At 67.4% G+C, this 22,537-nt stretch carries 20 protein-coding genes and 1 tRNA gene; 5 read left to right on the top strand and 16 right to left on the bottom strand.

Translation table 11 applies throughout. The features are described 5' to 3' along the window. The first annotated feature begins 33 nt into the window (after positions 1 to 33). Positions 34 to 351: a nucleotide pyrophosphohydrolase gene (locus ACL9RL_RS16935; RefSeq protein ID WP_422781459.1), complete on the top strand. Its 318-nt coding sequence runs from the start codon at positions 34 to 36 to the stop codon at positions 349 to 351. Further along, entirely contained in the window at positions 320 to 2,059 is a 1,740-nt protein-coding gene (locus tag ACL9RL_RS16930; protein ID WP_422781458.1) for a DNA/RNA helicase domain-containing protein, read from the top strand. The genes ACL9RL_RS16935 and ACL9RL_RS16930 overlap by 32 nt, the downstream gene beginning before the upstream one ends. A gap of 341 nt (positions 2,060 to 2,400) precedes the next feature. Here ACL9RL_RS16930 and ACL9RL_RS16925 read toward each other — a convergent pair. The 4 genes from ACL9RL_RS16925 to ACL9RL_RS16910 all read right to left on the bottom strand — a co-directional run bounded on the left by ACL9RL_RS16925 (position 2,401) and on the right by ACL9RL_RS16910 (position 6,070). Beyond that, a tRNA-Gln gene (locus tag ACL9RL_RS16925) sits at positions 2,401 to 2,472 on the bottom strand. Positions 2,473 to 2,622: 150 nt separating this feature from the next. Then, positions 2,623 to 3,543, bottom strand: a complete 921-nt coding sequence (locus ACL9RL_RS16920; protein WP_422781457.1) for an NAD(P)/FAD-dependent oxidoreductase — start codon at positions 3,541 to 3,543, stop codon at positions 2,623 to 2,625. Continuing rightward, complete coding sequence (gene gltX, locus ACL9RL_RS16915) at positions 3,540 to 5,060, bottom strand: glutamate--tRNA ligase (RefSeq protein WP_422781456.1); 1,521 nt, start codon at positions 5,058 to 5,060, stop codon at positions 3,540 to 3,542. Before gltX ends, ACL9RL_RS16920 begins: the two co-directional genes overlap by 4 nt. Positions 5,061 to 5,110: 50 nt before the next feature. Continuing rightward, the gene (locus tag ACL9RL_RS16910) at positions 5,111 to 6,070 is read right to left on the bottom strand and encodes a LysR family transcriptional regulator (RefSeq protein ID WP_422781455.1); all 960 of its coding nucleotides are present in this window, start codon (positions 6,068 to 6,070) and stop codon (positions 5,111 to 5,113) included. Positions 6,071 to 6,152: 82 nt separating this feature from the next. On the opposite strand from ACL9RL_RS16910, the gene ACL9RL_RS16905 reads away from it, so the two are divergent. Next, positions 6,153 to 7,259, top strand: a complete 1,107-nt coding sequence (locus tag ACL9RL_RS16905; RefSeq protein WP_422781454.1) for an aminotransferase class V-fold PLP-dependent enzyme — start codon at positions 6,153 to 6,155, stop codon at positions 7,257 to 7,259. Here the strand turns inward: ACL9RL_RS16905 and ACL9RL_RS16900 are convergent. From ACL9RL_RS16900 to ACL9RL_RS16880, 5 genes are all read right to left on the bottom strand, one after another. Continuing rightward, positions 7,228 to 8,511: an MFS transporter gene (locus tag ACL9RL_RS16900; RefSeq protein WP_422781453.1), complete on the bottom strand. Its 1,284-nt coding sequence runs from the start codon at positions 8,509 to 8,511 to the stop codon at positions 7,228 to 7,230. The genes ACL9RL_RS16905 and ACL9RL_RS16900 overlap by 32 nt on opposite strands. 14 nt (positions 8,512 to 8,525) lie before the next feature. Further along, complete coding sequence (locus tag ACL9RL_RS16895; protein WP_422781452.1) at positions 8,526 to 9,290, bottom strand: fumarylacetoacetate hydrolase family protein; 765 nt, start codon at positions 9,288 to 9,290, stop codon at positions 8,526 to 8,528. A gap of 125 nt (positions 9,291 to 9,415) precedes the next feature. Beyond that, positions 9,416 to 10,528 carry a branched-chain amino acid aminotransferase gene (locus ACL9RL_RS16890; RefSeq protein WP_422781451.1) on the bottom strand — a complete coding sequence of 371 codons (1,113 nt, stop codon included), beginning with the start codon at positions 10,526 to 10,528 and terminating at the stop codon, positions 9,416 to 9,418. A gap of 26 nt (positions 10,529 to 10,554) precedes the next feature. Continuing rightward, the gene (locus tag ACL9RL_RS16885) at positions 10,555 to 11,610 is read right to left on the bottom strand and encodes a 3-isopropylmalate dehydrogenase (RefSeq protein ID WP_422781450.1); all 1,056 of its coding nucleotides are present in this window, start codon (positions 11,608 to 11,610) and stop codon (positions 10,555 to 10,557) included. A 51-nt stretch (positions 11,611 to 11,661) separates the two neighbouring features. Further along, the gene (locus ACL9RL_RS16880) at positions 11,662 to 13,191 is read right to left on the bottom strand and encodes an MFS transporter (RefSeq protein WP_422781549.1); all 1,530 of its coding nucleotides are present in this window, start codon (positions 13,189 to 13,191) and stop codon (positions 11,662 to 11,664) included. Between the two features lie 91 nt (positions 13,192 to 13,282). Between ACL9RL_RS16880 and ACL9RL_RS16875 the strand changes: the two genes are divergently transcribed. Then, on the top strand, positions 13,283 to 13,834 hold the full coding sequence (locus ACL9RL_RS16875) for a TetR/AcrR family transcriptional regulator (RefSeq protein ID WP_422781449.1): 552 nt from the start codon (positions 13,283 to 13,285) through the stop codon (positions 13,832 to 13,834). Between the two features lie 202 nt (positions 13,835 to 14,036). On the opposite strand, the gene serA is transcribed toward ACL9RL_RS16875, so the two are convergent. The 3 genes from serA to ACL9RL_RS16860 all read right to left on the bottom strand — a co-directional run bounded on the left by serA (position 14,037) and on the right by ACL9RL_RS16860 (position 16,799). Next, a complete protein-coding gene (serA, locus tag ACL9RL_RS16870; RefSeq protein WP_422781448.1) occupies positions 14,037 to 15,626 on the bottom strand; it encodes a phosphoglycerate dehydrogenase in 1,590 nt (529 codons plus the stop codon). Between the two features lie 220 nt (positions 15,627 to 15,846). Further along, a complete protein-coding gene (locus tag ACL9RL_RS16865) occupies positions 15,847 to 16,239 on the bottom strand; it encodes a hypothetical protein (protein WP_422781447.1) in 393 nt (130 codons plus the stop codon). Positions 16,240 to 16,241: 2 nt separating this feature from the next. Further along, on the bottom strand, positions 16,242 to 16,799 hold the full coding sequence (locus ACL9RL_RS16860) for a hypothetical protein (RefSeq protein WP_422781446.1): 558 nt from the start codon (positions 16,797 to 16,799) through the stop codon (positions 16,242 to 16,244). A 72-nt stretch (positions 16,800 to 16,871) separates the two neighbouring features. On the opposite strand from ACL9RL_RS16860, the gene ACL9RL_RS16855 reads away from it, so the two are divergent. Then, positions 16,872 to 17,258, top strand: coding sequence for a DoxX family protein (locus ACL9RL_RS16855; RefSeq protein WP_422781445.1), 387 nt, complete (start codon positions 16,872 to 16,874; stop codon positions 17,256 to 17,258). 72 nt (positions 17,259 to 17,330) lie between these two features. Here ACL9RL_RS16855 and ACL9RL_RS16850 read toward each other — a convergent pair whose 3' ends face one another. The 4 genes from ACL9RL_RS16850 to ACL9RL_RS16835 all read right to left on the bottom strand — a co-directional run bounded on the left by ACL9RL_RS16850 (position 17,331) and on the right by ACL9RL_RS16835 (position 22,526). Then, a complete protein-coding gene (locus ACL9RL_RS16850) occupies positions 17,331 to 17,702 on the bottom strand; it encodes an FHA domain-containing protein (protein ID WP_422781444.1) in 372 nt (123 codons plus the stop codon). Beyond that, a complete protein-coding gene (locus ACL9RL_RS16845) occupies positions 17,699 to 20,035 on the bottom strand; it encodes a DUF3488 and transglutaminase-like domain-containing protein (RefSeq protein ID WP_422781443.1) in 2,337 nt (778 codons plus the stop codon). The genes ACL9RL_RS16850 and ACL9RL_RS16845 overlap by 4 nt, the downstream gene beginning before the upstream one ends. Before the next feature lie 107 nt (positions 20,036 to 20,142). Beyond that, a complete protein-coding gene (locus ACL9RL_RS16840) occupies positions 20,143 to 21,435 on the bottom strand; it encodes a DUF58 domain-containing protein (RefSeq protein ID WP_422781442.1) in 1,293 nt (430 codons plus the stop codon). An 80-nt stretch (positions 21,436 to 21,515) separates the two neighbouring features. After that, positions 21,516 to 22,526, bottom strand: coding sequence for an AAA family ATPase (locus ACL9RL_RS16835; protein ID WP_422781441.1), 1,011 nt, complete (start codon positions 22,524 to 22,526; stop codon positions 21,516 to 21,518). Positions 22,527 to 22,537 lie beyond the last annotated feature (11 nt).

The following is a 22,537-nucleotide window of genomic DNA, read 5'->3' as shown; positions in this document are numbered from 1 at the left end:
GGCTGCTCAGCCCTCGACTGATAGTTTGGGGACATGTCAGATGAGATCGCACGGGAGGCCCTGCGTGCATTCGTACGGGAGCGTGACTGGGAGCAATTCCACACTCCGGAGAACCTTGCGAAAAGCATCAGCATCGAAGCCGCGGAACTCTTGGAGTGCTTCCAATGGGGCGGAGAAAACCTCGTTGCAGCGAAAGACGAATTGGCCGACGTCCTGACCTATTGCCTCTTGCTGGCCGATCGACTTGGTCTCGATCCGCAGGCGATCGTGCTGGAGAAGCTGGAACAGACTCGCTCGAAGTATCCGGCAGAGAAGGCTCGTGGCCGAAGCGAGAAGTATGACCGGCTTTAGCCTCGAACGCTTTCCCTTTGCGGCCGATGACGTCAAGCTATGGGGCGAAGCAGATCCGAGGCATCGGAACTGGCCCGTCGTCTACGTCATGAACAACGACCGCGAGGTCTACATCGGCGAATCGTTGAACGTAGAAGGCCGTATGCGTCAGCATCTCGACTCTGACGAGAAGCGTCGGCTGAACTGGGTGCGAGTGGTGCTCGACCAGAGGTTCAACAAGTCAGCCTGTCTCGATCTGGAATCGTTCTTGATCCGCATGTTCTCCGGCGACGGCCGCCTGCAGGTCCTCAATCACAACGCAGGGATCACAGACGCGGACTACTACGACCGCAGCACATACCAACAGACCTTCGACGATGTCTTCGAGACGCTTCGCACGCAGGAACACCTGTTTCAGCGAACGCTCCCAGAGATCATTAACAGCGACCTGTTCAAGCTGTCCCCCTTCAAAGCACTCAACCACGACCAAGCGATCGCGGTCGAAGACATCCTCGAAGGGCTCTTCGCCGATCTGGAAGATGACAAGCCCAGCATCTCGATCGTGCAGGGCAATCCCGGCACTGGCAAAACTGTTGTCGCGATCTATCTCCTCAAACTCCTCGAAGACATCAAGCGCCACGACCCAGAAGAGCCTCTCGACAGCGAATCCATCTTCAGCGACTTCTTCACCCCCGGCCATGCCGAGCTCCTCGCCTCACTCCGCGTCGGCATCGTCGTTCCACAGCAGTCACTTCGTGAGTCGATCTCTCGCGTCTTCAAGCTCACGCCTGGGCTCAGCAAGAACCTAGTCCTCACCCCCTTTGAGGTCGGTGAGAGCGCCGAACCGTTCGACCTGCTTCTCGTTGACGAAGCACACCGCCTCAACCAACGCGCGAACCAGGCTTCCGGCCCCCTCAACAAGAAGTTCGCGGACATCAATCGGAGTCTTTTTGGCGAAGATAGGCCCGAGCTGACACAGCTGGACTGGATTCGCAAGCAGAGCACGCACACAATCCTCATGATCGACACCGGTCAGAGTGTGCGGCCAGCAGATCTTCCCACGCACACGACCAAAGCTCTCCTTGATGAGGCCTCAGCCTCAGGCCGTCATTACCCGCTCCGTTCACAGATGAGGATCACGGCCGAACGGGATTACGTCGGATACGCGCGGTCCGTTCTCAGCGACGCTCCCCCGCTTGCGCGTGAACACTTCGACGGATACGACCTTCGATTCTTCACCGACCTCAGCGAAATGCGAGACGAGATCTTCGCGAGAGAGCGGGAGCACGGGCTGTCTCGCCTTGTCGCCGGGTACGCCTGGGAATGGCGCAGCAGACACGATCCGAATGCCTTCGACATCGAGATCGGCCAGGAGCGGTTCCGGTGGAACTCGACGCAGCGCGACTGGATCAACTCCCCGAAGTCGGTACAAGAGGTCGGCTCCATCCATACCGTGCAGGGATACGACTTGAACTACGCCGGCGTCATCATCGGGAAGGATCTTCGCTACGAACCGAGAACGGGCAAGCTCTACTTCGATCGTTCCCGGTACTACGACAAGAAGGGGCGCGAGAATAACCCGAAGCTCGGGATCATCTACTCAGACGACGACATCCTCGAGTACATCCGCAACATCTATGTCGTGCTCCTCACCCGAGGAATCCAAGGCACGTACGTCTACGTTGAAGATGAACACCTCCGGGAACACCTCAGCGGGTACTTCTCGTAAGCGTCTTCGCTGCTTCACCGATCTCAATCAGGAGAGGGTCGCCGGCTTCTTGCGCGATCTCGTCTACATCGTAGACGTCTTTCCCCTGAGCGACGACAGATGCCGCCACCCGAACACTGCGATCCGTGTGTATCCCTGACGCTCTGCCACATGCCTAAACACTGATCCGCCCGCCTCGATGAGCTCACTCGGTCGGACGCCATCCGTCCGTTCCCGCGACTTGGTAGCTGATCGCAGGCTGCGTCACGCCGAAGTGCGCGGCAAGCCGACGCTGCGACTCACCTTCGCCGATACTCACGCACCAACGCAAAAGGCCCGCATTGCTGCGGGCCTGCGTACTGCTGGGGTACCTGGACTCGAACCAAGAACAACTGAACCAGAATCAGTCGTGTTGCCAATTACACCATACCCCAATGGTCTGAACCAGTAGGCCCGACCGAGAGTAAACTCTATCCTACGTGCGTGAGTCCGGCAAATTGAGCGGCCCCGGCGCGCTGGCCGGGCGTGTCACCGCGCCCGGCCGGACAGCAGTCCGGACAACGGACGACACAATGCGCCTGACGCTACGCCTGAACGCCGGCCCGATCACGGTTCAGCGCCCTCGCCACACGTGCTCCCGCACCGGCCGCGACGATGAGCTGCTGCGGCCCGGGCGGCGTGATGTCGCCAGCCGCGTACACCCCGGCGACCGAGGTGCGCCCCCAACCGTCGACGACCACCAGGCCCTCGCCATCGGTCTCCACACCGAGATCGGCGAGGAAGTCCAGCTTGGCCGCCCACGCCGGACGGACGAAGCCGGCCGTCCGCGGAACGGTGGTCCCATCCGCCAACACCACACCGGTGAAGCCCTCACGGCCACCGGCGAGCTCGGCGATCTCCCGACGCTCGACCGAGATGCCAGCGGCGCCGAGACGCGCCTCCTCGTCCGCAGGCAGGACATCGGCACCGTTGGTGAACACGATGAGGTCATCCGACCACTGCGCGATGAGCAGCGCCCACTCCGCCAAATCGTCCGACTCGCCGAAGAACGCGAGCGGAGCATCCGCCTTCTCGAACCCGTCGCACTCGACACAGCTGTGCAGATCGGTTCCGTAGAACGCGCGCATGTTCTGCAGCGCAGGCAGCGTCTCGGTGATCCCCGTCGCGATCACGATCGACGTGGTCACCACATCGCGATCCGGCTCACCACGAACACCCTGGGCGACGACCCGGAAACCGTCCTCCGCGCGCGTCACGCTCTGCACGAGCGCGAACTGCACCTCGGCATTCTCGTACCCGGCGACCTCTTCGCGGCCGATGCGCCGCAGATCGAGCGGCGGGATGCCGTCACGGGTCAGGAAGCCGTGCGAGAGCAGCGTGGCCGCATGACGCGGCCGGTTGCCGTCGAGCACCAGCACACGACGCCGAGCCCGCGCGAGATTGAGCGCCGCCGACAGACCGGCAGGCCCTCCCCCGACGACGACGACGTCGTAGACCTCGCTCACGACGCGAGCTTCGCCGACAGCTTGTCGAGACGCGCGATGGTCTCAGGCTTTCCGAGGATCTCGAACGACTCGAAGAGCGGCGGCGAGATACGACGACCGGACGCGGCGACCCGCAACGGACCGTACGCGATGCGCGGCTTCAACCCGAGACCCTCGATGAGCGCACCGGCGAGAGCCTCCTGGAGCGCAGCGGCGTTCCAATCGGCCTCAGTCACGAGTTCGAGCGCACCGATAGCGGCGGCGAGCACCTCACCGGCGTTTGCGGGAAGGCTCTTGAGCGCGTCTTCCTGGTACTCGAGCGCGTCAGAGGTGATGAACAGGAACCCGAGCATGTCGGGAGCCTCACCGAGCAGACCGATACGCTCCTGCACAAGTGGCGCGGCGGCATCGAGGATCGACTGCTGCTCGGCGGTGAGTTCGCCGGACACGACGCCGGCCTCCGTCAAGTACGGGACGGTCCGCGCCGCGAAGTCCTCGACGGACAGCAGACGGATGTGGTCGCCGTTGATCGACTCGGCCTTCTTGAGGTCGAAACGGGCCGGGTTCGGGTTGACGTTCACGACGTCGAACGCGGCGATCATCTCTTCGATGGAGAAGACGTCGCGGTCTGCGGACAACGACCACCCGAGCAGCGCCAGGTAGTTGATGAGGCCCTCAGGGATGAAGCCGCGGTCGCGGTGGTGGAAGAGGTTCGCCTCCGGGTCGCGCTTGGACAGCTTCTTGTTGCCCTCGCCCATGACGTAGGGCAGGTGACCGAAGCGGGGCACGAACGTCGTCACGCCGATGTCGATGAGGGCGTGGTACAGCGCGATCTGACGCGGGGTCGACGGCAGGATGTCCTCGCCGCGGAGGACGTGCGTGATCTGCATGATCGCGTCGTCCACCGGGTTCACGAGCGTGTAGAGCGGCTGACCGTTCGGGCGCACCACAACGAAATCGGTGAACGAACCGGCCGGGAACGTGATGTCTCCGCGTACGAGGTCGTCGAAGCTCAGGTCGGTGTCCGGCACCCGCAGACGCAGCGCCGGCTGACGGCCCTCTGCACGGAATGCCGCACGCTGCTCGTCGGTGAGGTCGCGGTCGAAGTTGTCGTACCCGAACTGCTTCGGGCGACCGGCGGCCTCGTTGCGCGCGTCTATCTCCTCCGCGTTGGAGTAGCTCTCGTAGAGGTGACCGGCCTCGGTCAGGCGCGCGATGACGTCCGTGTAGACATCGCTGCGAAGCGACTGGCGGTACGGCTCGTGCGGTCCGCCGACGCCGACGCCCTCGTCCCAGTCCAGCTTCAGCCAGGTGAGCGCATCGATGAGCTGGTTGTAGCTCTCCTCGCTGTCACGCGCAGCGTCGGTGTCCTCGATGCGGAAGACGAGCTTGCCGCCGGTGTGCCTCGCGTAGGCCCAGTTGAACAGGGCCGTGCGGATGAGGCCGACGTGCGGCGTCCCGGTCGGCGAAGGGCAGAAGCGGACGCGGACGTCCTGGCCGGTGGCAGTGGTGAAAGGGTGTGCATTCGTGTCAGACATCGTTGCCAATCCTAGCCGCCGGGCCGCGTCGGCGCTGGTGCGAACCGGGTTCAGACGGCGACGCCGATGTCCGGTCTGGTCAGCCCGGCGACGATGCGCATCGTTGCAGCCACGGCTGGGACGCGGTCGGCACCCGCCGACCCGACGAGGTGCAGCATCCGCTCGTCCCCACGCCCTGTCGGCCGCGCAACGGCACCGTGAGGCAGCGTCGAGGAACCGATGGCGAGACTCGGCAACAACGCGACGCCGAGGCCGGCCGCGACGAGGGCCGTCACCGCTGCGACGTTGTCGGTCTCGTGGGCGATGACCGGCACGAATCCGCTCGACGCGCACAGGCCGAGCAGATGGCCGCGGCACCTCGGACACCCGGCGATCCACCGTTCGTGGGCGAGGTCCTGGATGGACACGATCGCCTGCCCGGCCATCGGATGGGTCGCCGGCAGCACGAGCATCATCCGGTCGTTCCACAGGTTGTCCACCCGCAACCCGACCGCGCTGGCCAGATGCGGATCCGCGTGGTCCCCCGGATAGCTGAACGTGATCGCGAGATCCACCTCGCCAGCGCGGACCGCCGCGACCGCCTCAGGCGGCTCCGCCTCGACGAAGGTGACCGTCACCGCCGGGTGCGTGCGGGCGAGCTCACCGAGCAGCGTCGGGATGATCGCAGACGATGCCGACGGGAAGGCCGCCAACCGGACACGACCGGATCGCAGACCGGTCAACTCGTGGATCTCCATGGCCGCCGCTTCGAGCGCGCGGACGACGGTCACGGCGTGCGCCGCGAGGATGCGCCCGGCCTCGGTCAGCCGCACTCCTCTCCCCCGGCGCTCGACGACGGGGACGCCGAGCTTCGTCTCCAGACGCCGCAGATGCTGGCTCACGGCGGGCTGGCTGTAGCCGAGGCTCTCTGCGGCGGCAGTGATGGTGCCGTGCTCCGCCAATGCGTGCACGATCCGCAAGGCGCCGGAGTCGAGTTCGGCAACGATGTCGTCCGGATGCTCCAGGGTCATGCGCAGAAGCATAACTCCTGCTTATGTTTTACATCGCAATCATGTCCTTGTTGGATGGAATGTGCGCGGCGACACTGGGAGCATGTCCGCCACACCGCTCTCTTCGGGAATCGCACCCGCCCCGGCGACCGTCGCCTCGTCGAGCCGCTCGCTCAGCGAGGCGATCACCTCGTTCCCGAGCGTCCCCGGCTACCTGTCAGCGTGCACCCTCGGCTTGCCGACGACCGCGAGCGTCGAGGCGCTCCGAGCCGATCTCGCCTCCTGGACGACGGCGACGACCGACGCGGCGGCGTACGGCAAGACCATCGAACGCACCCGCGCGGCCTATGCCTCGCTCGTCCACGCGCCGCTCGCGTCCGTCGCCATCGGATCGCAGACCTCCGCCATGGTGAGTCTCATCGCAGCGTCCGCTCCGGACGGCGCCGAGATCCTCTGCGTCGACGGCGACTTCAGCTCCCTCGTCGCCCCATTCCTGGTCCACGCGGACCGCGGCGTCCGCGTTCGGCACGTCCCGATCGATGACCTCGCGGAGGCCGTCGATCAGCACACCTGGCTCGTCGCGTTCTCGATCGTCCAGTCCGCGACCGGCCGCATCGTCGACCACGGCGCCGTGGTCGCGGCAGCCAGGGCGAACGACGCCCTGACGCTGTGCGACCTCACTCAGGCGGCCGGTTGGCTTCCCGTCGACGCCTCGCAATTCGATGCGACCGTCTGCCACGCCTACAAATGGCTGTGTTCACCCCGCGGCGTCGCCTTCCTCACCGTCGGACCGTCGATGCTCGACATCATCCGTCCCATCCAGGCCGGCTGGTACTCGGGCGACGACGTGTGGGCGTCCTGCTACGGTCCGTCCCTCCATCTCGCGGCGGATGCCAGACGGTTCGACGTCTCACCGGCCTGGCAGGCGTGGGTGGGTGCGGCCCCGGCAATCGAGCTGTTCGCCTCGCTCGACCACACCGCCGTCCACCGCCACGCGGTCGCCCTCGGCAACGCGATGAGCATCGGACTCGGCCTCGACCCCCACGATCAGGCGATCGTCACCTGGCCCGATCAGGACGGGTCGGAGCTCGCCCGTCTGACTGCCGCCGGGATCACGGCATCCGGACGCGCAGGACGCGCACGCGTCGCATTCCACCTGTGGAACACCGAAGACGACGTCACGGCTGCGCTGCGGGCGCTCGGCCGCTGACGCCGCCGAGTCCACCACCCAGTCGACCACGCACAACAACCGCCGCGACGACCACGATCGCCACGAGCGTGATGCAACCGAACGCCAGTCCCGCGTAGCCGGCGAACGCCAGCACAACACCTGCCAAGGCGCCGCCGACCGCGCCGGCGAGACTCATCAGCAGGTCGGTGATCCCCTGATACCGAGTGCGCCGCGAGGCCGGCGACAACTCGGTGACGAGCGCAGAGCCTGCGACCGTGCTCGCGCTCCAGCCGAGGCCGAGGAGCACGAGCCCGACTCCGACGGCGAAGGAATCGTCGGAGCACAGGGCAGCGACGAGCAAAGCCGCGAGGACCAGCGCCTGACCGAGGATGATCACCGGGATGCGACCCAAGCGGTCCGCCAGGATGCCGAACACCGGCGAGAGCCCGTACATCCCGGCGATGTGGAGGCTGAGCGTCAAACCGATGACCGTGATCGACGCTCCGTGGTGCTGCAGGTGCACGGGCGTCATCGCCATCACGGCGACCATCACCGCGTGACTGAGGGCGACCGAGAGGATCGCGAACCGCAGACCGATGCCGGCGTGCGCGTGCGGTTCGGCGGGCACCGCACCGGGCCGGATGGCGGCAGACGCTGCGCCGGCAAGACTGGTCAGGAGCGGATCCGGGCGGAGTGCCACGAGGTACAGCACGACCGCGAGCACTTGCGACACGATCGCGAAGACGAACGGCCCGGCGAGTTCCGGGATGCCGATGGTGCGAGCGAGACTCGCGCCGACCCCCACGAGGTTGGGGCCGACGACGGAACCGATCGTCGTCGCCCAGACCACGGTCGAGAGATCGCGCCCCCTGGTCGACGGCTGGGCGAGGTCGCTCGCCGCGAATCGGGCCTGCAGATTCGCAGCGGAACCGACACCGATGCACGCGAGCGCGACGAGCAGGAGGGGGAACACACCGATCACCGCGGCGACGATCACCAGCGCTGAGCCGAACGCCGCGACCCCTGCACCGGCGGCGAGCGAGTTGCGCCGCCCCCTGGACTGGGCGAGCCGCGCGAGCGGAACCGCGGCCGCCGCCGCACCGAGCGTCGTCATGGTGGCGGCGAGGCCCGACCATTCGTCGGAGCCGGACACGCTCGCAGCCAGCAAAGCGCCCATCGAGAGAGCTGCACCGAAGCCCAAGCCGCCGAGGATCTGCCCGGCGACCAGCACACCGACGGTCCGACGCTGAACCGCGACCGTCTCGGCGGAAGGACGCGGTTCAGCACTCACGCGATCGACTCGGCTCAGGGACGGCGTCCGGTGTTGCGCAGCACACCGATGCCGGAGACCTCGACCTCGACGGTCTCGCCGCTCTGGAACGGACCGATGCCGGCCGGCGTGCCCGTGAGGATGACGTCACCGGGGAGCAGGGTCCAGACAGCGGAGGCGTACTCGACGATCTCACCGATCGAGTGGATCATGTCGGAGAGCGGCGCCTGCTGGCGCACCTCGCCGTTCACCCGCGTCTCGATCGTCGCGTCCTCGATGTCGAACTCGGTCTCGATCCACGGTCCGAGCGGGCAGAAGGTGTCGAAGCCCTTGGCACGCGCCCACTGGCCGTCGGCCTGCTGCAGGTCGCGAGCCGTGACGTCGTTGGCGATCGTGTAGCCGAAGATGACCTCGTCGGCGCGGTCGGCGCTGACGTTCTTCGCGATGGTGCCGATCACGATCGCGAGCTCGCCCTCGAAGTCGATGCGCTCGGACTGCGGAGGGAAGACGATCTGGTCCCCCGTGCCGACGACGGAGGTGTTCGGCTTCAGGAAGAGCAGCGGCTCTGCCGGCGCCTCTCCACCCATCTCGGCGGCGTGATCGTGGTAGTTCTTCCCGACCGCGACCACCTTGGAGCGCGGGATGACCGGGGCCAGCAGGGTGGCGTCCGCGAGCGGCACACGCTCTCCGGTGGTTTCGAAGCCCGAGTACAACGGGTCGCCGTCGAGGACCACAAGATCCGCTTCGTCGATGATGCCGTACCGGATGGTCTGGTCGTGGCTGAACCGTGCGATTTTCACCCTTCCACCCTAACGCGAGACCCTGACGGATCGATGCCAGGCATCGTCCCGTCAGGGTCTTCGCAGCGAGTGGAGCCGGTCGATCGGCGCAGTGGATGAACAGCCGCCGATCGAACAGCGGTGGATCAGGCGTCGAGGCGCGTCATCCAGCCGTGACGGTCCGGGAGGCGGCCGTACTGGATGTCCGTGAGCTCCTGGCGGAGCGACATCGTGAGTTCGCCGGCGGGGGCGTCTGCGTCGCCGACGGTGAAGTCGGCTCCCTTGAGCTGGGCGATGGGCGTGATGACCGCCGCGGTGCCGCAGGCGAACACTTCGACGATGTCGCCGTTCTCGACGCCGTCGCGCCACTCGTCGATCGTGACGCGGCGACGCTCGACCGTGTGGCCACGGTCCTCGGCGAGCTGCAGGATGCTGTCGCGCGTGATGCCCTCGAGGATCGAGTCGGACTCCGGCGTGACGAGCGTGCCGTCCTTCTTCACGAGGACGACGTTCATGCCGCCGAGCTCCTCGATGTACTTCGCCTCCTGCGAGTCGAGGAACAGCACCTGGGCGCAGCCCTGCTCGTACGCCTCGGCCTGCGGGAGGAGCGACGACGCGTAGTTGCCGCCCGTCTTGGCCGCACCCGTCCCGCCCTTGCCTGCACGGCTGTAGTCGGTGGAGAGCCAGATCGACACCGGGGCCACGCCGCCGGAGAAGTAGGCGCCCGCCGGGCTCGCGATCACGTAGTACGCGACCTTCTTCGCCGGGCGGACCCCGAGGAACGCCTCCTTCGCGAACATAAACGGACGCAGGTACAGGCTGGTCTCCGGTGCGGAAGGCACCCAGGAGCCATCGATCGCGATGAGCTGCTTGAGCGACTCGACGAAGTACTCGATCGGCAGCTCAGGCAGGGCGAGTCGCTTGGCGGAGCGCTGCAGCCGACGACCGTTGGCGTCGGGACGGAACGACCAGATCGAACCGTCCGCGTGGCGGTACGCCTTCAGCCCCTCGAAGATCTCCTGCGCGTAGTGGAGCACCGCGGCAGCCGGGTCGAGCGAGATCGGACCGTACGCCTGGACACGCGGACGGTGCCAACCACCGTGCTCGGACCAGCAGATGTCGACCATGTGGTCGGTGAAGTGCTGTCCGAAGCCGGGGTTCGCGAGGATCGCGTCCCGTTCCGCGTCGCCGAGCGCGTGCTCGTTGGGGGTGACCGTGTACGAGAGGTCACGCTGTGCCATCTGGAGCTGAGTGGTCATGGTCCGTCTTCCGTCGAATCCTGTGTCTAGTGTGCGCTCACGAGGGCCACGATCGCATCCCCGACCTCGGTCGTGGTGCGGGTGGAGCCGGCGCGAGTCGCGATGTCCGTCGTCACCGCAGTCGCGATCCTGGTCGCCTCGTCCGTGAGTCCCAGGTGCGTCAGCAGGAGGGAGACGGAGAGGATGGCCGCCGTTGGATCGGCGATCTGCTTCCCGGCGATGTCGGGCGCCGATCCGTGGACGGGCTCGAACATGCTCGGGTACGTGCCGTCCGGGTTGATGTTGCCGGAGGCCGCGAGTCCGATGCCGCCGCTGATTGCGCCGGCCAGATCGGTGAGGATGTCGCCGAAGAGGTTGTCCGTGACGATGACGTCAAATCTAGCAGGATCCGTGACGAGGAAGATCGTTGCGGCGTCGACGTGCAGGTAATCCACTGCGACGTCCGGGAACTCGAGTGCGACCGTGTCGACGATGCGCTTCCAGAGCGAGCCGGCGAACACGAGCACGTTCGTCTTGTGCACGAGCGACAGCTTGCCGCGGCGCTCGCGCGCAGCCGCGAAGGCGTACCGGACCACACGCTCGACGCCGTACGCGGTGTTGATGGACACCTCGTTGGCGATCTCATGCGGCGTGCCCTGGCGGATGGAGCCGCCGTTCCCGACGTACGGCCCCTCCGTGCCCTCGCGCACAACGACGAAATCGACGTCGCCCGGGTTCCGGAGCGGGCTCTCGACGCCGTCGTAGACGAGCGTCGGACGCAGGTTGACGTAGTGGTCGAGTGTGAAGCGCAGCTTGAGCAGCAGACCGCGCTCGATGTTCGCATCCTTCAGGCGCGGGTCGCCAGGCACCCCGCCGACCGCACCGAGGAGGATCGCGTCATGCGCCTTGATGGCGTCGAGGTCCTCGTCGGTCAGGACGTCTCCCGTCGCCAGGAAGCGTCCTGCACCGAGCGAGAACTCCGTCTGCTCGATCGTCACCCCGCTTTCGGCCGTGACCGCATCGAGCACCTTGACGGCTTCTGCGATGACTTCCGGTCCGATCCCGTCACCGGGGATGACAGCGAGTTTGACGGTGCGCGACATGGGGCTCCTGATGCTGAACGACAGTGTGTCCTTCAGCTTATCGCCGCCGGATCAGCGCACGCGACGCAGGCCGACCGCAGCGATGACCATGGCACCGAGAATGAAGCCGACACCGATCCACGCAGCGACGCCCACACCGCTGTCGAAGGCGTGACGAGCCGATTCGAGGAGCTGGGTCCCGAGATCCGCCGGCAGCTGGCCTGCGACGTTGACGGCTCCGCCGAGCGTCTCCCCTGCGGCGTGCTGCTGCTCGGCCGTCAGACCGTCCGGCAGGACGACGCTCGACCGGTACGACGCGGTGAGGACCGTGCCGAGGATGGCAGTGCCGAGAACGGCGCCCAGTTCGTACGCGGTCTCGGAGACACCCGATGCCGCGCCGGCCTTCTCGGCTGGAGCGCTCGCGATGATGAGTTCATTGGAGATCGTCTCGGCAGAACCGATGCCGAGCCCGAGCGCGACGAACGCCAACCCGATGCCGAGCGCCGTGACATCGCCTCCCGTGACCGCGATTGCCGCGTAGCCACCCGCCGAGAAGACGAGGGCGATCGGAACGACGATGCCAGGGCGCACCCGCTTGGACACCGGCACGATCAGGAGTCCGGCCGCGATCATCACGATGAGGCCGGGCAGGAGCACCAGACCGGCGTCGAGCGGCTTGAGCCCGAGGACGAGCTGCAGGTGCTGCGACACGAAGAACAGGCCGCCGACGAGCGCGATCACGCTGAACAGGTTGATGAGCACCGCACCGCTGAATGCCGCCTTGCGGAAGAGCGAGAGGTCGAGCATCGGCGTGTCGAGGCGCAGCTGACGACGCACGAACAGCACACCGCTGACCACACCGATGACGAACGACACCACGGTCACCCAGTCGAACCCGAACTCGGCGACGTGCTTGATGCCGTAGACGAGCGGCGCCATCGTGAGCAGGAGCAGGAAGATGCTCCAGACGTCGATACGGCCGGGAGCGGGGTCCTTCGACTCCGGGATCAGGACGGGTGCGAGGACCACGAGCGGCAGGAGCACCGGCACGGCGATGAGGAAGACTGCGCCCCACGCGAAGTGCTCGAGGATGACACCGCCGACGATGGGGCCGAGCGCGCTTCCCGCTGCGAACCCGCTCGCCCAGACGGCGATCGCGAAGCGGCGCTGGTCGCGGTTGAGGAAGATGTTGCGCAGGAGCGACAGGGTGGACGGCATCAGCATCGCACCGAAGAAGCCGAGCGCAGCACGGGCGGCGATGAGCAACTCGGGGGTCGGCGCGAACGCCGCGGCGATGGAGACGAGACCGAAGCCGATCGAGCCGATAAGGAGCAGTCGACGGCGGCCGATGCGGTCGCCGAGGCTGCCCATGGACACCAGGAGGCCGGCGAGGACGAGCGGGTAGGCGTCCACGATCCAGAGCAGTTGTGTGCCCGTCGGGGTGAGCGCCTCGGAGATCGCAGGCAGGGCGAAGTTCAGGACGGTGTTGTCCACCGAGACGAGGAGCACGGGCAGCATAAGCACCGCGAGTGCCCACCAGGCGCGCGCACCTGCGCGGGGTGCCTCAGTGGTGATGGGTGCGGTTGCGGTTGACACAGTGATCCTCTTTCTCGGTGCAGAACTCGACTACTATACCGTCCAGTCGGTATAGTTATCAAGCAGCAGTTCGTCCCCTGCTGGTTACGATGGAGACATGTCCAGACCACCCGCAGCCCGTGAACGCATCCTCGACGCGTTCGCGGAGATGCTCATCGAGCACGGTGAACGCGCGGCGACGCTCGAAGCGGTCGCAGCCGCCGCCGGCGTGTCCAAGGGCGGCCTGCTCTACCACTTCGGATCGAAGGAAGCGCTGGCCGACGGCCTCATCGAACGGCTGACGACACTCGCAGAAGCAGACACGGAAGCGATGGTGAACGCTCCGGAGGGCGCGGTCGAGTACTTCGTGCGCACCTCCGTCGACTGCGGGACCCCGTTCGACCGCGCGATCATCGCCGTGAGCCACATCGCGCAGGGCCCGAACCCACGCGCGAGCGAAGCGATGTCGGCGATCCGGGACGGTTGGCTGCGCACCGTCGAGAACGCGGTCGGCGATGCGGACACCGCACGCGCCGTCGTCCTCATGTGCGACGGCCTCTACGCGAACACCGCCCAGCTGGGCATGGGCATCGCGGACCCCTCTCAGGGGTCGGAGGAGAGCATCGACCGGTTGCTCGCCGTCATCAAGCGGCTGATCCCCAACCGCTGAGAGCGCCCGGTCACCGAGCGACCCCCGGTCACTGAGCTTGTCGAAGTGCCCGGAACCGAGCGAGCCCCGGTCACCGAGCGAGCCCCGGAACCGAGCGACCCCGGTCACTGAGCTTGTCGAACTGGGCCCTTCGACAGGCTCAGGGACCGGGGCTCAACGCTCAGGGACCGGGGCTCAACGCTCAGCGACCGGGGATGCGGTACTACTCCGTGATGTCGATCTCGCGCAGGATCGTCGCGTCGATCGCAACGCGAACGGCCTCGAGGATCTCGTCCGAGACGGGCGAGTCGACCGTGAGCACGCTGAGGGCGGGGCCGCCGGCCTCGTGACGGGCGACCTGCATGCCGGCGATGTTGATCGACGCCTCGCCGAACTTCTGGCCGTACACCGCGACGATGCCGGGGCGGTCCGTGTAGAGCATCACGATGTGGTGCTCCGCGATCGGGACCTCGACGTCGTAACCGTTGATCTCGACGATCTTCTCGATCTGCTTCGTGCCAGTCAGCGTGCCGGAGACGGAGATCTGCGAACCGTCGCTCAGCGCACCGCGCAGGGTGATGATGTTGCGGTACTCCTCGCTCACCTCATCGGTCAGGAGACGGACCTCGACGCCGCGCTGCTCGGCGAGGAGCGGCGCGTTGACGTAGGAGACGGTCTCGCTCACGATGTTCGTGAAGATGCCCTTGAGGGCGGCGAGCTTGAGGACGCTGACGTCGTAGCCGGACAGTTCGCCGTGGACCTCGACGTCGACGCTCGTGAGCGGCGAGGTGGAGAGGGCCGAGAAGACCTGGCCGAGCTTCTCGACGAGCGGGATGCCCGGGCGCACGTACGGGTCGATGACGCCGCCGGCGACGTTGACCGCGTCCGGCACGAGCTCGCCGCCGAGCGCGAGGCGCACGGACTTCGCGACCGAGACGCCGGCCTTCTCCTGCGCCTCATCGGTCGAGGCGCCGAGGTGCGGCGTCACGATGACGTTCTCGAGGCCGAGGAGCTTCTGGTCGGTGGGCGGCTCGCTCACGAACACGTCGAGACCGGCACCGGCGATGACGTTGTTCGTGAGAGCCTCGTACAGGGCGTCCTCATCGATCAGACCGCCACGGGCGACGTTCACGATGTACGCGGTCGGCTTCATAAGCGCGAACTGCGGACCGGCGATCATGCCCGTCGTCTCCGGCGTCTTCGGCATGTGGATCGAGATGAAGTCCGCCTGCGCGAGGAGTTCGTCGAGCGTCACGAGCTGCACACCGAGCTGCTGCGCGCGAGCCGAGGTGACGTAGGGGTCGTACGCGATGACGTTGGTGCCGAACGCCTGCAGGCGAGCGGTGATGAGCGCGCCGATGCGACCGAGGCCGATGATGCCGATCGTCTTCTCGTACAGCTCGGTCCCGGTGTACTTGGAGCGCTTCCACTGGCCCTGGGCGAGCGCAGCGTGCGCCGCGGGGATGTGCCGGGCAAGGCTCAGGATGTGGCCGACCGTGAGCTCGGCGGCGGAGATGATGTTGGAGGTCGGCGCGTTGACGACCATCACGCCGGCGGTCGTGGCCGCCTTGATGTCGACATTGTCGAGACCGACGCCGGCGCGGGCGATGACCTTGAGCTGCGGAGCTGCAGCGATGGCCTCCTCGTCGACCTTCGTGGCAGAGCGGACGAGGATCGCGCTCGCGTCCGCGAGTGCTGCGAGCAGGGCCGGTCGATCGGTTCCATCCACGGAACGGATCTCGAAGTCGGGCCCGAGGGCGTCGACGGTGGCGGGTGAGAGTTCTTCGGCGATCAGCACGACCGGTTTCGACACGGAGCTATTCCTTTGAGCGCAGCGGAGCGGGGAACGGGCGAGACAGCACGTGGGCGCGCCCACCAGCACTCTAGCGGAGCACGCTCGCGTCTGGCCGACGTATGACGCTCAGCGAGCGTGATTTCCCGGGTCGGTCGCCCCGATAGTCGAGACGTCCGACGTTGCGGTTCCCCCGCCTGTCCAGGCCATCGTCATCGCGACATCGACCGCGTCGTCGAGGCTAGGCGGCCGGGATGTCGAAGAACGAATACGGTCCGAACAGTGCGAGGACCGACTGCCAGAGCGCGGCGACGACGCACAGGGCGACGAAGTAGCGGACGGCCTGCTCGCGGATCCGCTTGCCGCGGCCCGTCCAGTACGCGATCGCGAAGGCGGCCAACGGCAACAGGATCGTTGCCGGCAGGATGATCCAGGCGAGGGCGTTCATCGGGCCGAGCTGCGAGGACAGCGTCAGGATCCCGACGAGGTTCCCGATCGCTTCGAAGACGTCGTAGGCGAAGAAGAGCCCGAACACGACGGCGACGGTCCAGCTGAGCCAGGCCGGCCCTGCCTTCGGGCCGGACGTGCGGTCTCCGAGGACCGGTTCGGACGCTGCGGCTGCGGATGCACTCATCGTCAGACTCCCCTCAGGAACGGCCAGGGCAGGAGGACGACGACGCCGATGACGAGAATCGCGATGCGGAACCACGGCTTCGATCGGTCCGTGAGCCACAGGGTGGCAGCCATCCAGGCCGGCGCCGCGAGGATCGCGAGCACCTGGCCGAGCTGGAACATCGATGCGCCGACGATGTCGGCGGGCGGCGGGACGTCCGGTCGGAAGGCGGAGATCGTCCAGCCGACGGCGTAGAGGAGGAACACTCCCCCGAAGATGCCGAGGGTGACGAGCATGGGCGAGCTCATCTGTTCGGAGGACGGTTCGACTGCGGTCACGACGGCGGCCTCGGTTCCGGCCGCCCGTCGCGCTGCCGCGCTCCTCGGCGAGGAGACGACAGGAGCCTGCGCCTCGGCCGGCATCGCATCGACAGGTGGTGCGGTCTCGATCGGCTGTGCCGCATCGGCGGACTTCGCGGTCTGCACACGCTCGGCGACCTCGCGTCGCCCACCCTGCGGGTCGAGCGTCGGATCGTCGTCACCGGCCCAACTCAGCGCCTCGTCGTCACGGCCATCACTCATGTGGTCCAGCCTATCGCCGACCCCGCGGACAGCCGTGCAGCCGAATCGCCGAGGACCGCGCACACTGGACGGATGAGCGTCTTCGGTGTCATCCAGCTCGTCCTCACGATCGCCATCGCCTTCGTCTTCCTCGTGATGGGCGTCTTGCACTTCCTGCCGGCTCCGAAGCGGACGATGGCGGCGATGATCCCACCGACGATGCGTTGGGAACGCATCACCCCGGCTTTCCTCGTCGCATTCACGGGTGTGTGCGAGATCGCGGGAGGCGTCGGGCTCCTCCTGCCGCCGACCAGGGTTGCGGCCGTCGTGTGCCTCATCGTCTTCCTCATCGCGGTGTTCCCCGCGAACGCGTTCGCCGCTCGGCACCGTGATCGTTTCGGGGCGTTGGCGACGCCGCTCCTCCCCCGCTTGATCGGGCAGGTCATGCTCATCGCCACGCTCGTCTTCGTCGCGCTCTGAACCGTTCGAGACGGCGAGGACCCGGTTGGACGGGTCTGTTTGAGCCGGGCGGCCTGGACTGAACGGCCGGGACTAGTGCTCCGACGCGCCCTCGACGTATCTGAAGTTCCGCCCGCCGAACGTCACGAACGACCCGGCATCCACCTCGTATCGCTGGTGCGGATCGAGCCGATAGGAGTTGCCGTCCGGGTAGACGAGCGTCGTACCGTTCCCCGAGCCGGCGTCAGCGACCCAGAACACCTCGTCGAGCACCCCGAACACCAGGTGCGACCTGGACACTGACTTGCCCTCGTCGGTGAGCGAGACGAGGACCGCGTCAGAGGAGCCGTCGATGTCGTCGGCCACCCTCGCGGCGTCCGGGCGGCGTCCTACCACGCCGTAGCCGGCGACGTCGACCACCTGTCCATCGTCGAATTCCAAGCGCCGAGTCTGCTGCTGGGTCATACCGTTCCTCCATCCTGGTCGTCGTCAACTCTGCCAGGTCGCCGTCGGTCGGCGGCCAGCGCGTTCGTGAACCACCACACGAGCGCCCTCGGCACGCTCCGGCTGACGACTCGTTGCCACCGCGAACGATCCTGGTCGATCTCGGTGAACAACCGGGGCAGGGCGGCCCAAGCCGCGTCGACGTCGGCCGTCGTCGGGCCGTCGCCGTCCGCGAAGACGGAACGATCGACGTCAACGGCCAGAACGCGCACGGCTGCGGATCCGCTCGACTGCGCGAGTTCTGACCTGGTACCGGTCCGATGCGCCGAGAACCCGCGCGCGATCAGCCCGTCCCGCGCCTCGTCCCAGAGGCCGACGAGCCGGCCCTGGTCATGGTCTGCCCGTCGTCGACGCCGACGACGGATCGCCGCCGTCGTCATCGTGACGATCACGGGCGACAGGGCGATGCCCACAACGAGGACCACGATCCCGACGACGCGCAGCACGCCCAGGAGCACTGTGAGCCAGGACGACCGATCAGGCTCGTCCTTCGCCTCGTTCTCGTCCTGCTGCTCGTCGATGTGCTCGGCCCGCTCGGGCGGCTCTGGCGGCAGGACGGTTCGCGGGTGGGCGGCAGGATCCTCGACCGAGCGATCGATCTGCGGCACTGGACGAGGCTCCGGATTCGGGTCGAGGACCAGCCAGCGCCCGTCGGCGTCCTGCACCTCGGTCCACGCCGTCGTGTCCGCCCCGACCACCGCGATGCTCCCGGCGTCGCTCCCGGTGCTGCGCGCATCGTGCGGCAGGTAGCCGACGACGACCCTGGACGGGAACCCGATCTCCCTGGCGAGCAGTGCGAGTGCCGCTGCGTACTGCTCCGCGTCTCCGATCATCGGCTTCGCCGTCGCGAGGAGGTTCAACCGGTCGACGCTGTGTCCGGGTCGGCTGGGCGGCTCCCCCGGACCGCCGTGGCTGACGTACCCGGAACGCAACCAGCCGAGAACGGCCGCGAGCTGCTCGCCCGGAGCGGACGAGGGGTCTCGGACGGTCGCGGCAGCCGAGACGAGATCCTCCGGCAGGTTCACCACGTCTGGCTGGTGCGCTCTGCCCGGACTGAGGCGTGCAACGGCACCGAGATCCGGTTCCTGGCCGATCACGGCCTCGACACGATACGACGTCCGTTCCGGGAAGCCGCCGAGGAGCGCACCGACCGAGCGCGCGCGGTCGTAGACGAACCGATCGACGGGCGCTCCAGTGATCGGAGCTTCGAAGGTCAGTCTCGTGAGATCACCGACGCTCGGCAGCCAGATGTCCGCTGTCGGTTCGACGCGCAGGGTGACGTCGACCCGATGTTGATCCGAGCCTCCGGCACGCGCGATCTCGGACGGGACGCGCTGGAAACCACCATTCGAGGACGCGGCCGACGATGCATCCGAGGGCGCAGTCGGCCCTTCGGCGGCCGCCAAGCGGAAGACGAGTCCGGTGTAGTCGTCGAGGACTGCCAGCCTGATGCGTGCTCCATCGGGCAGCCCATCGGCGGAGAGTACCCGTTGCTCCGAATCGGGCAGGGTCACCGCAGCCCGGAAGCCGGTGAGCGGGCTGGTCTGCGCCGACAGGTCGATCGGCGGGATGAACGCCTGCCTGAGCACCTGCCGGTCGAGTGCCGGCGACGCGGCGACGACCGAACCGAGTCCGATGCCGCCGCACACGACGATCACCGCCGTCGCCGCTCCGAGCCTGCCCATGGCACCCCGCCGCACACCGCCCGCCAGCGCGATACGCCCCGTCACCAGCACGATGACGGCGACACCGGCGAGCGCCGCAGGGCCGACGTCGACCGCCGTCGGCCCGAACACGGTCGCGAAGACGAGCACGGCGAACGGCGCAGCGTATCCGCCCATCGGATGCCCGGAGCGGAGCAGGACCGATGCACCGACGAGGGAGCAGCAGAGGAGCACGATGAACGGGGGCAGCAGGAGCGTCTCGTAGTCCCCGAACGGCGGAACGGCCGTCAAGAGTTCCTTCCAGGACGTGATCGTCCCGGTGATGATCGTCCAGAAGGCCCCAGCCGTATCGGCCGTCACCGGGAACAGCTCCGCCCGGGCCGTCGGTGCGGCGAGCGCCATTCCCGCGACCGGATACAGCACGAGCGCCCAGACGCAGACGACCGTCGCGGATGCCCCGGTCCTTGCACCGACCATCCCGAGGACCGTCCCCGTGAGCGCCCCACCGGCGACCGCGACGATGATCGCCGGATGCAGGTATCCCCACCACAGCGGCGCCGCTGCCGCGCAGAGGGTGATCATCAGCCCCAGGACGTCTGCGAGGTTCCGGCGGCGGAGCGTCCGACCCACGCCTCGGCGTCGAGACCGTGACCGCAGCGACCTCCGTCGTTGTTCACTTCGATCCGGCGCCGGCAGCGGATCCGGTCCCGGCAGCGCCTCGCCTGCAGATCGCTCCGTCACGTCGCCCGTCCGTTCACGAGCGCCAGGCGCAGGTCGTCGAGGAACCCGATCGTCAGGACGCTCAACTCCTGCACGCGGAACAGTCGGGGGACGTGGCCCGTGATGCACACGACCGCCACGGTCTCGACACCCAGCGGGAACCGTCTGGACCAGGAGCGCAGCTCCCTCGCCGACGGCGTGGATCCGCAGACCAGATATACGAGCGACACTCCGGTGACGTCCCGAGCGGCGAGCGCCGCGAGCTGACCGAGCGAAACGTCGGAGCCGCCGAACCGGAGTGAGCTGACGTCGTCGAGCAACCGATCCGGGCTCTGCGTCCGGATGGCGCGAGCGCGTGGCGACGTCGTCCGGGACCCTGTGCCGTGGGCATCGTGCTCGCGCGCGGGACTCGTCAGTACGGTGATGCCTCCCCCGTCGCGGATGGCGCGCAGCGCGATCGACGCCGCGGTGGCGATCACGAGTTCGAATTCCTCGGCGTCGGCGCAGTCTTCCGCGGAGCCGCCGAACGCGACGGCCACATGGCTGCGCCGCGACTCCTCGAATTGACGCACCGTGAGCGCTCCGGTGCGCGCCGTGCTCTTCCAATGGATGTGTCGCAGGTCGTCGCCCGGACGGTATTCGCGGAGCGCGTGGAACGCGAGATCGTCCGCCGTCAGGTCACGTGTCGCCCCACCGTCGAGATCGCGGAGGAGTCCTGTGCTCGTGCGGGGAACGGCGACCGTCCGAGGGTGCACGTGCACCTGGACGACCGACGTCCACTCCACGCTTCTGCGGAAGAGCCCGAGGGGATCGCCGCGGACGGTGCGCACCGGCCCCACCGGCACAACGCCCCGCCGTTCGGCCGGGATCGGGAACGCCGCCGAACGTGCATCCGTGCGGAGGCCGCCCATCGTCACGTGGATGATCTCGTCCCCCAACCGGACCTCGATCCTGGGACTCCAGCCGATGCCTCGACGGCCTCCTGCGACGCGCACCTCCGCCTGGAGCGGGCGCCCGACCACCGTTCGCGGCTCGGACACCCGGAGTTCCACGTCCACGACGTTCCGTCCGATCAGGAACAGCGCGCACACGACCACGAGCGCACTCGCCGTCAACCCGAGCGCAGCGACCTCCACCCAGCCGAATCGGAAGCCGAAGACATCGGCGATCACCGCGATCAGCACGACCGCCCAACCGGCGGGGGTCGTCACAGCGCCGATGACGCCTGCCGCTCTCCCAACGCGGTCGCGACCGATGCGCCAGACCCGTCTCCCCCACTGGAGGAACACGTCCGATCGGCTCCGGAGCATCGGACGGGTGGTACCGAACGCCGTCAGGACGGTCCGCGACAGCCGCTCGCTCCTGGTCGAGGTGTGTTCGCCCGCCCTGATCACACGGCCGACCGCTCGGCCGGCGGCACCACGTCGAGCAGGATGCGTCCGACCACCGCCGAGGCAGTCACCCCGTCGAACTCCGCCTCCGCATCGAGGATCAGACGATGGGCGAGGATCGGCTCCGCAAGCGTCTTCACGTCGTCAGGCAGCACGTAGCCCCTCCCCTGCGAGGCGGCCCACGTCATCGATGCGCGCAGCAGCGCGAGCGCACCCCGGATGCTCGCGCCGAGGGTGATCTCCTCCGCGGCACGCGTCGCCTCCACGAGTCGCGCGACATAGTCGAGCACCGACGGATCGGTGTGCACGAGCTTCGCGACGCCGATCATCGACCGCAGGTTCGTGACGGTCAGGACGCTCGGCACGACGCGATCGTGCGCCGTGATGCGGACGCCTTCGAGGATGCGCCTCGTGGACACCTGATCCGGATAGCCGAGACTCGTCTTCACCATAAACCGGTCGAGTTGCGCTTCTGGGAGCCGGTAGGTCCCGGCCTGCTCGACGGGGTTCTGCGTGGCGATCGTCAGGAACGGGGACGGAACGGCGTGGGTCACACCGTCGACCGTCACCCTGGCCTCCTCCATCACCTCCAGCAGCGCCGACTGCGTCTTCGGGCTCGCCCGGTTGATCTCGTCCGCGAGCAGGACGTTGGAGAACACCGGACCGGGGTGGAAGGTGAACGTGCCCTGGCGCTGGTCGTACATGCTCATGCCCGTGACGTCGCCTGGGAGGAGGTCCGGAGTGAACTGGATCCGGTTGCTCGTGCCGTCGACCGTCTGTGCAATGGCCCGCGCGAGCGAGGTCTTCCCGGTCCCCGGAGCGTCTTCCAGCAGCAGATGCCCCTGGCTCAGCAGTGTGGTGAAGGCGAGCCGGACGACGTGCGATTTGCCGAGCAGCACCTCCTCGACGTTGCCCACGAGGCGGTCGAACACACCGGCGAACCACGCCGCCTGCTCGTCGGTCATCGAGGCGGTCGTGTTCGTCGGTGTCATTGCGCGTGTGGCCGTCATCGTCTGTTCCT

The sequence above is a fragment of the Plantibacter sp. Mn2098 genome, from assembly GCF_049319745.1.
In the GTDB taxonomy this organism is placed as follows: Bacteria; Actinomycetota; Actinomycetes; order Actinomycetales; family Microbacteriaceae; genus Plantibacter.
The sequence above is the reverse complement of the archived record's forward strand: the minus strand, read 5'-3'. Positions and strand labels throughout refer to the sequence as shown.

What these genes read in the sequence shown, in the direction of transcription:
- ACL9RL_RS16835 (WP_422781441.1), bottom strand. Translation starts at nt 22,526, where the DNA reads ATGACGGCCACACGCGCAATGACACCGACGAACACGACCGCCTCGATG.
- gltX (WP_422781456.1), bottom strand. Translation starts at nt 5,060, where the DNA reads ATGTCTGACACGAATGCACACCCTTTCACCACTGCCACCGGCCAGGAC.
- ACL9RL_RS16875 (WP_422781449.1), top strand. Translation starts at nt 13,283, where the DNA reads ATGTCCAGACCACCCGCAGCCCGTGAACGCATCCTCGACGCGTTCGCG.
- ACL9RL_RS16850 (WP_422781444.1), bottom strand. Translation starts at nt 17,702, where the DNA reads ATGACCCAGCAGCAGACTCGGCGCTTGGAATTCGACGATGGACAGGTG.
- ACL9RL_RS16905 (WP_422781454.1), top strand. Translation starts at nt 6,153, where the DNA reads ATGTCCGCCACACCGCTCTCTTCGGGAATCGCACCCGCCCCGGCGACC.
- ACL9RL_RS16910 (WP_422781455.1), bottom strand. Translation starts at nt 6,070, where the DNA reads ATGACCCTGGAGCATCCGGACGACATCGTTGCCGAACTCGACTCCGGC.
- ACL9RL_RS16890 (WP_422781451.1), bottom strand. Translation starts at nt 10,528, where the DNA reads ATGACCACTCAGCTCCAGATGGCACAGCGTGACCTCTCGTACACGGTC.
- ACL9RL_RS16840 (WP_422781442.1), bottom strand. Translation starts at nt 21,435, where the DNA reads ATGCTCCGGAGCCGATCGGACGTGTTCCTCCAGTGGGGGAGACGGGTC.
- ACL9RL_RS16935 (WP_422781459.1), top strand. Translation starts at nt 34, where the DNA reads ATGTCAGATGAGATCGCACGGGAGGCCCTGCGTGCATTCGTACGGGAG.
- ACL9RL_RS16860 (WP_422781446.1), bottom strand. Translation starts at nt 16,799, where the DNA reads ATGAGTGATGGCCGTGACGACGAGGCGCTGAGTTGGGCCGGTGACGAC.
- ACL9RL_RS16885 (WP_422781450.1), bottom strand. Translation starts at nt 11,610, where the DNA reads ATGTCGCGCACCGTCAAACTCGCTGTCATCCCCGGTGACGGGATCGGA.
- ACL9RL_RS16865 (WP_422781447.1), bottom strand. Translation starts at nt 16,239, where the DNA reads ATGAGTGCATCCGCAGCCGCAGCGTCCGAACCGGTCCTCGGAGACCGC.
- ACL9RL_RS16855 (WP_422781445.1), top strand. Translation starts at nt 16,872, where the DNA reads ATGAGCGTCTTCGGTGTCATCCAGCTCGTCCTCACGATCGCCATCGCC.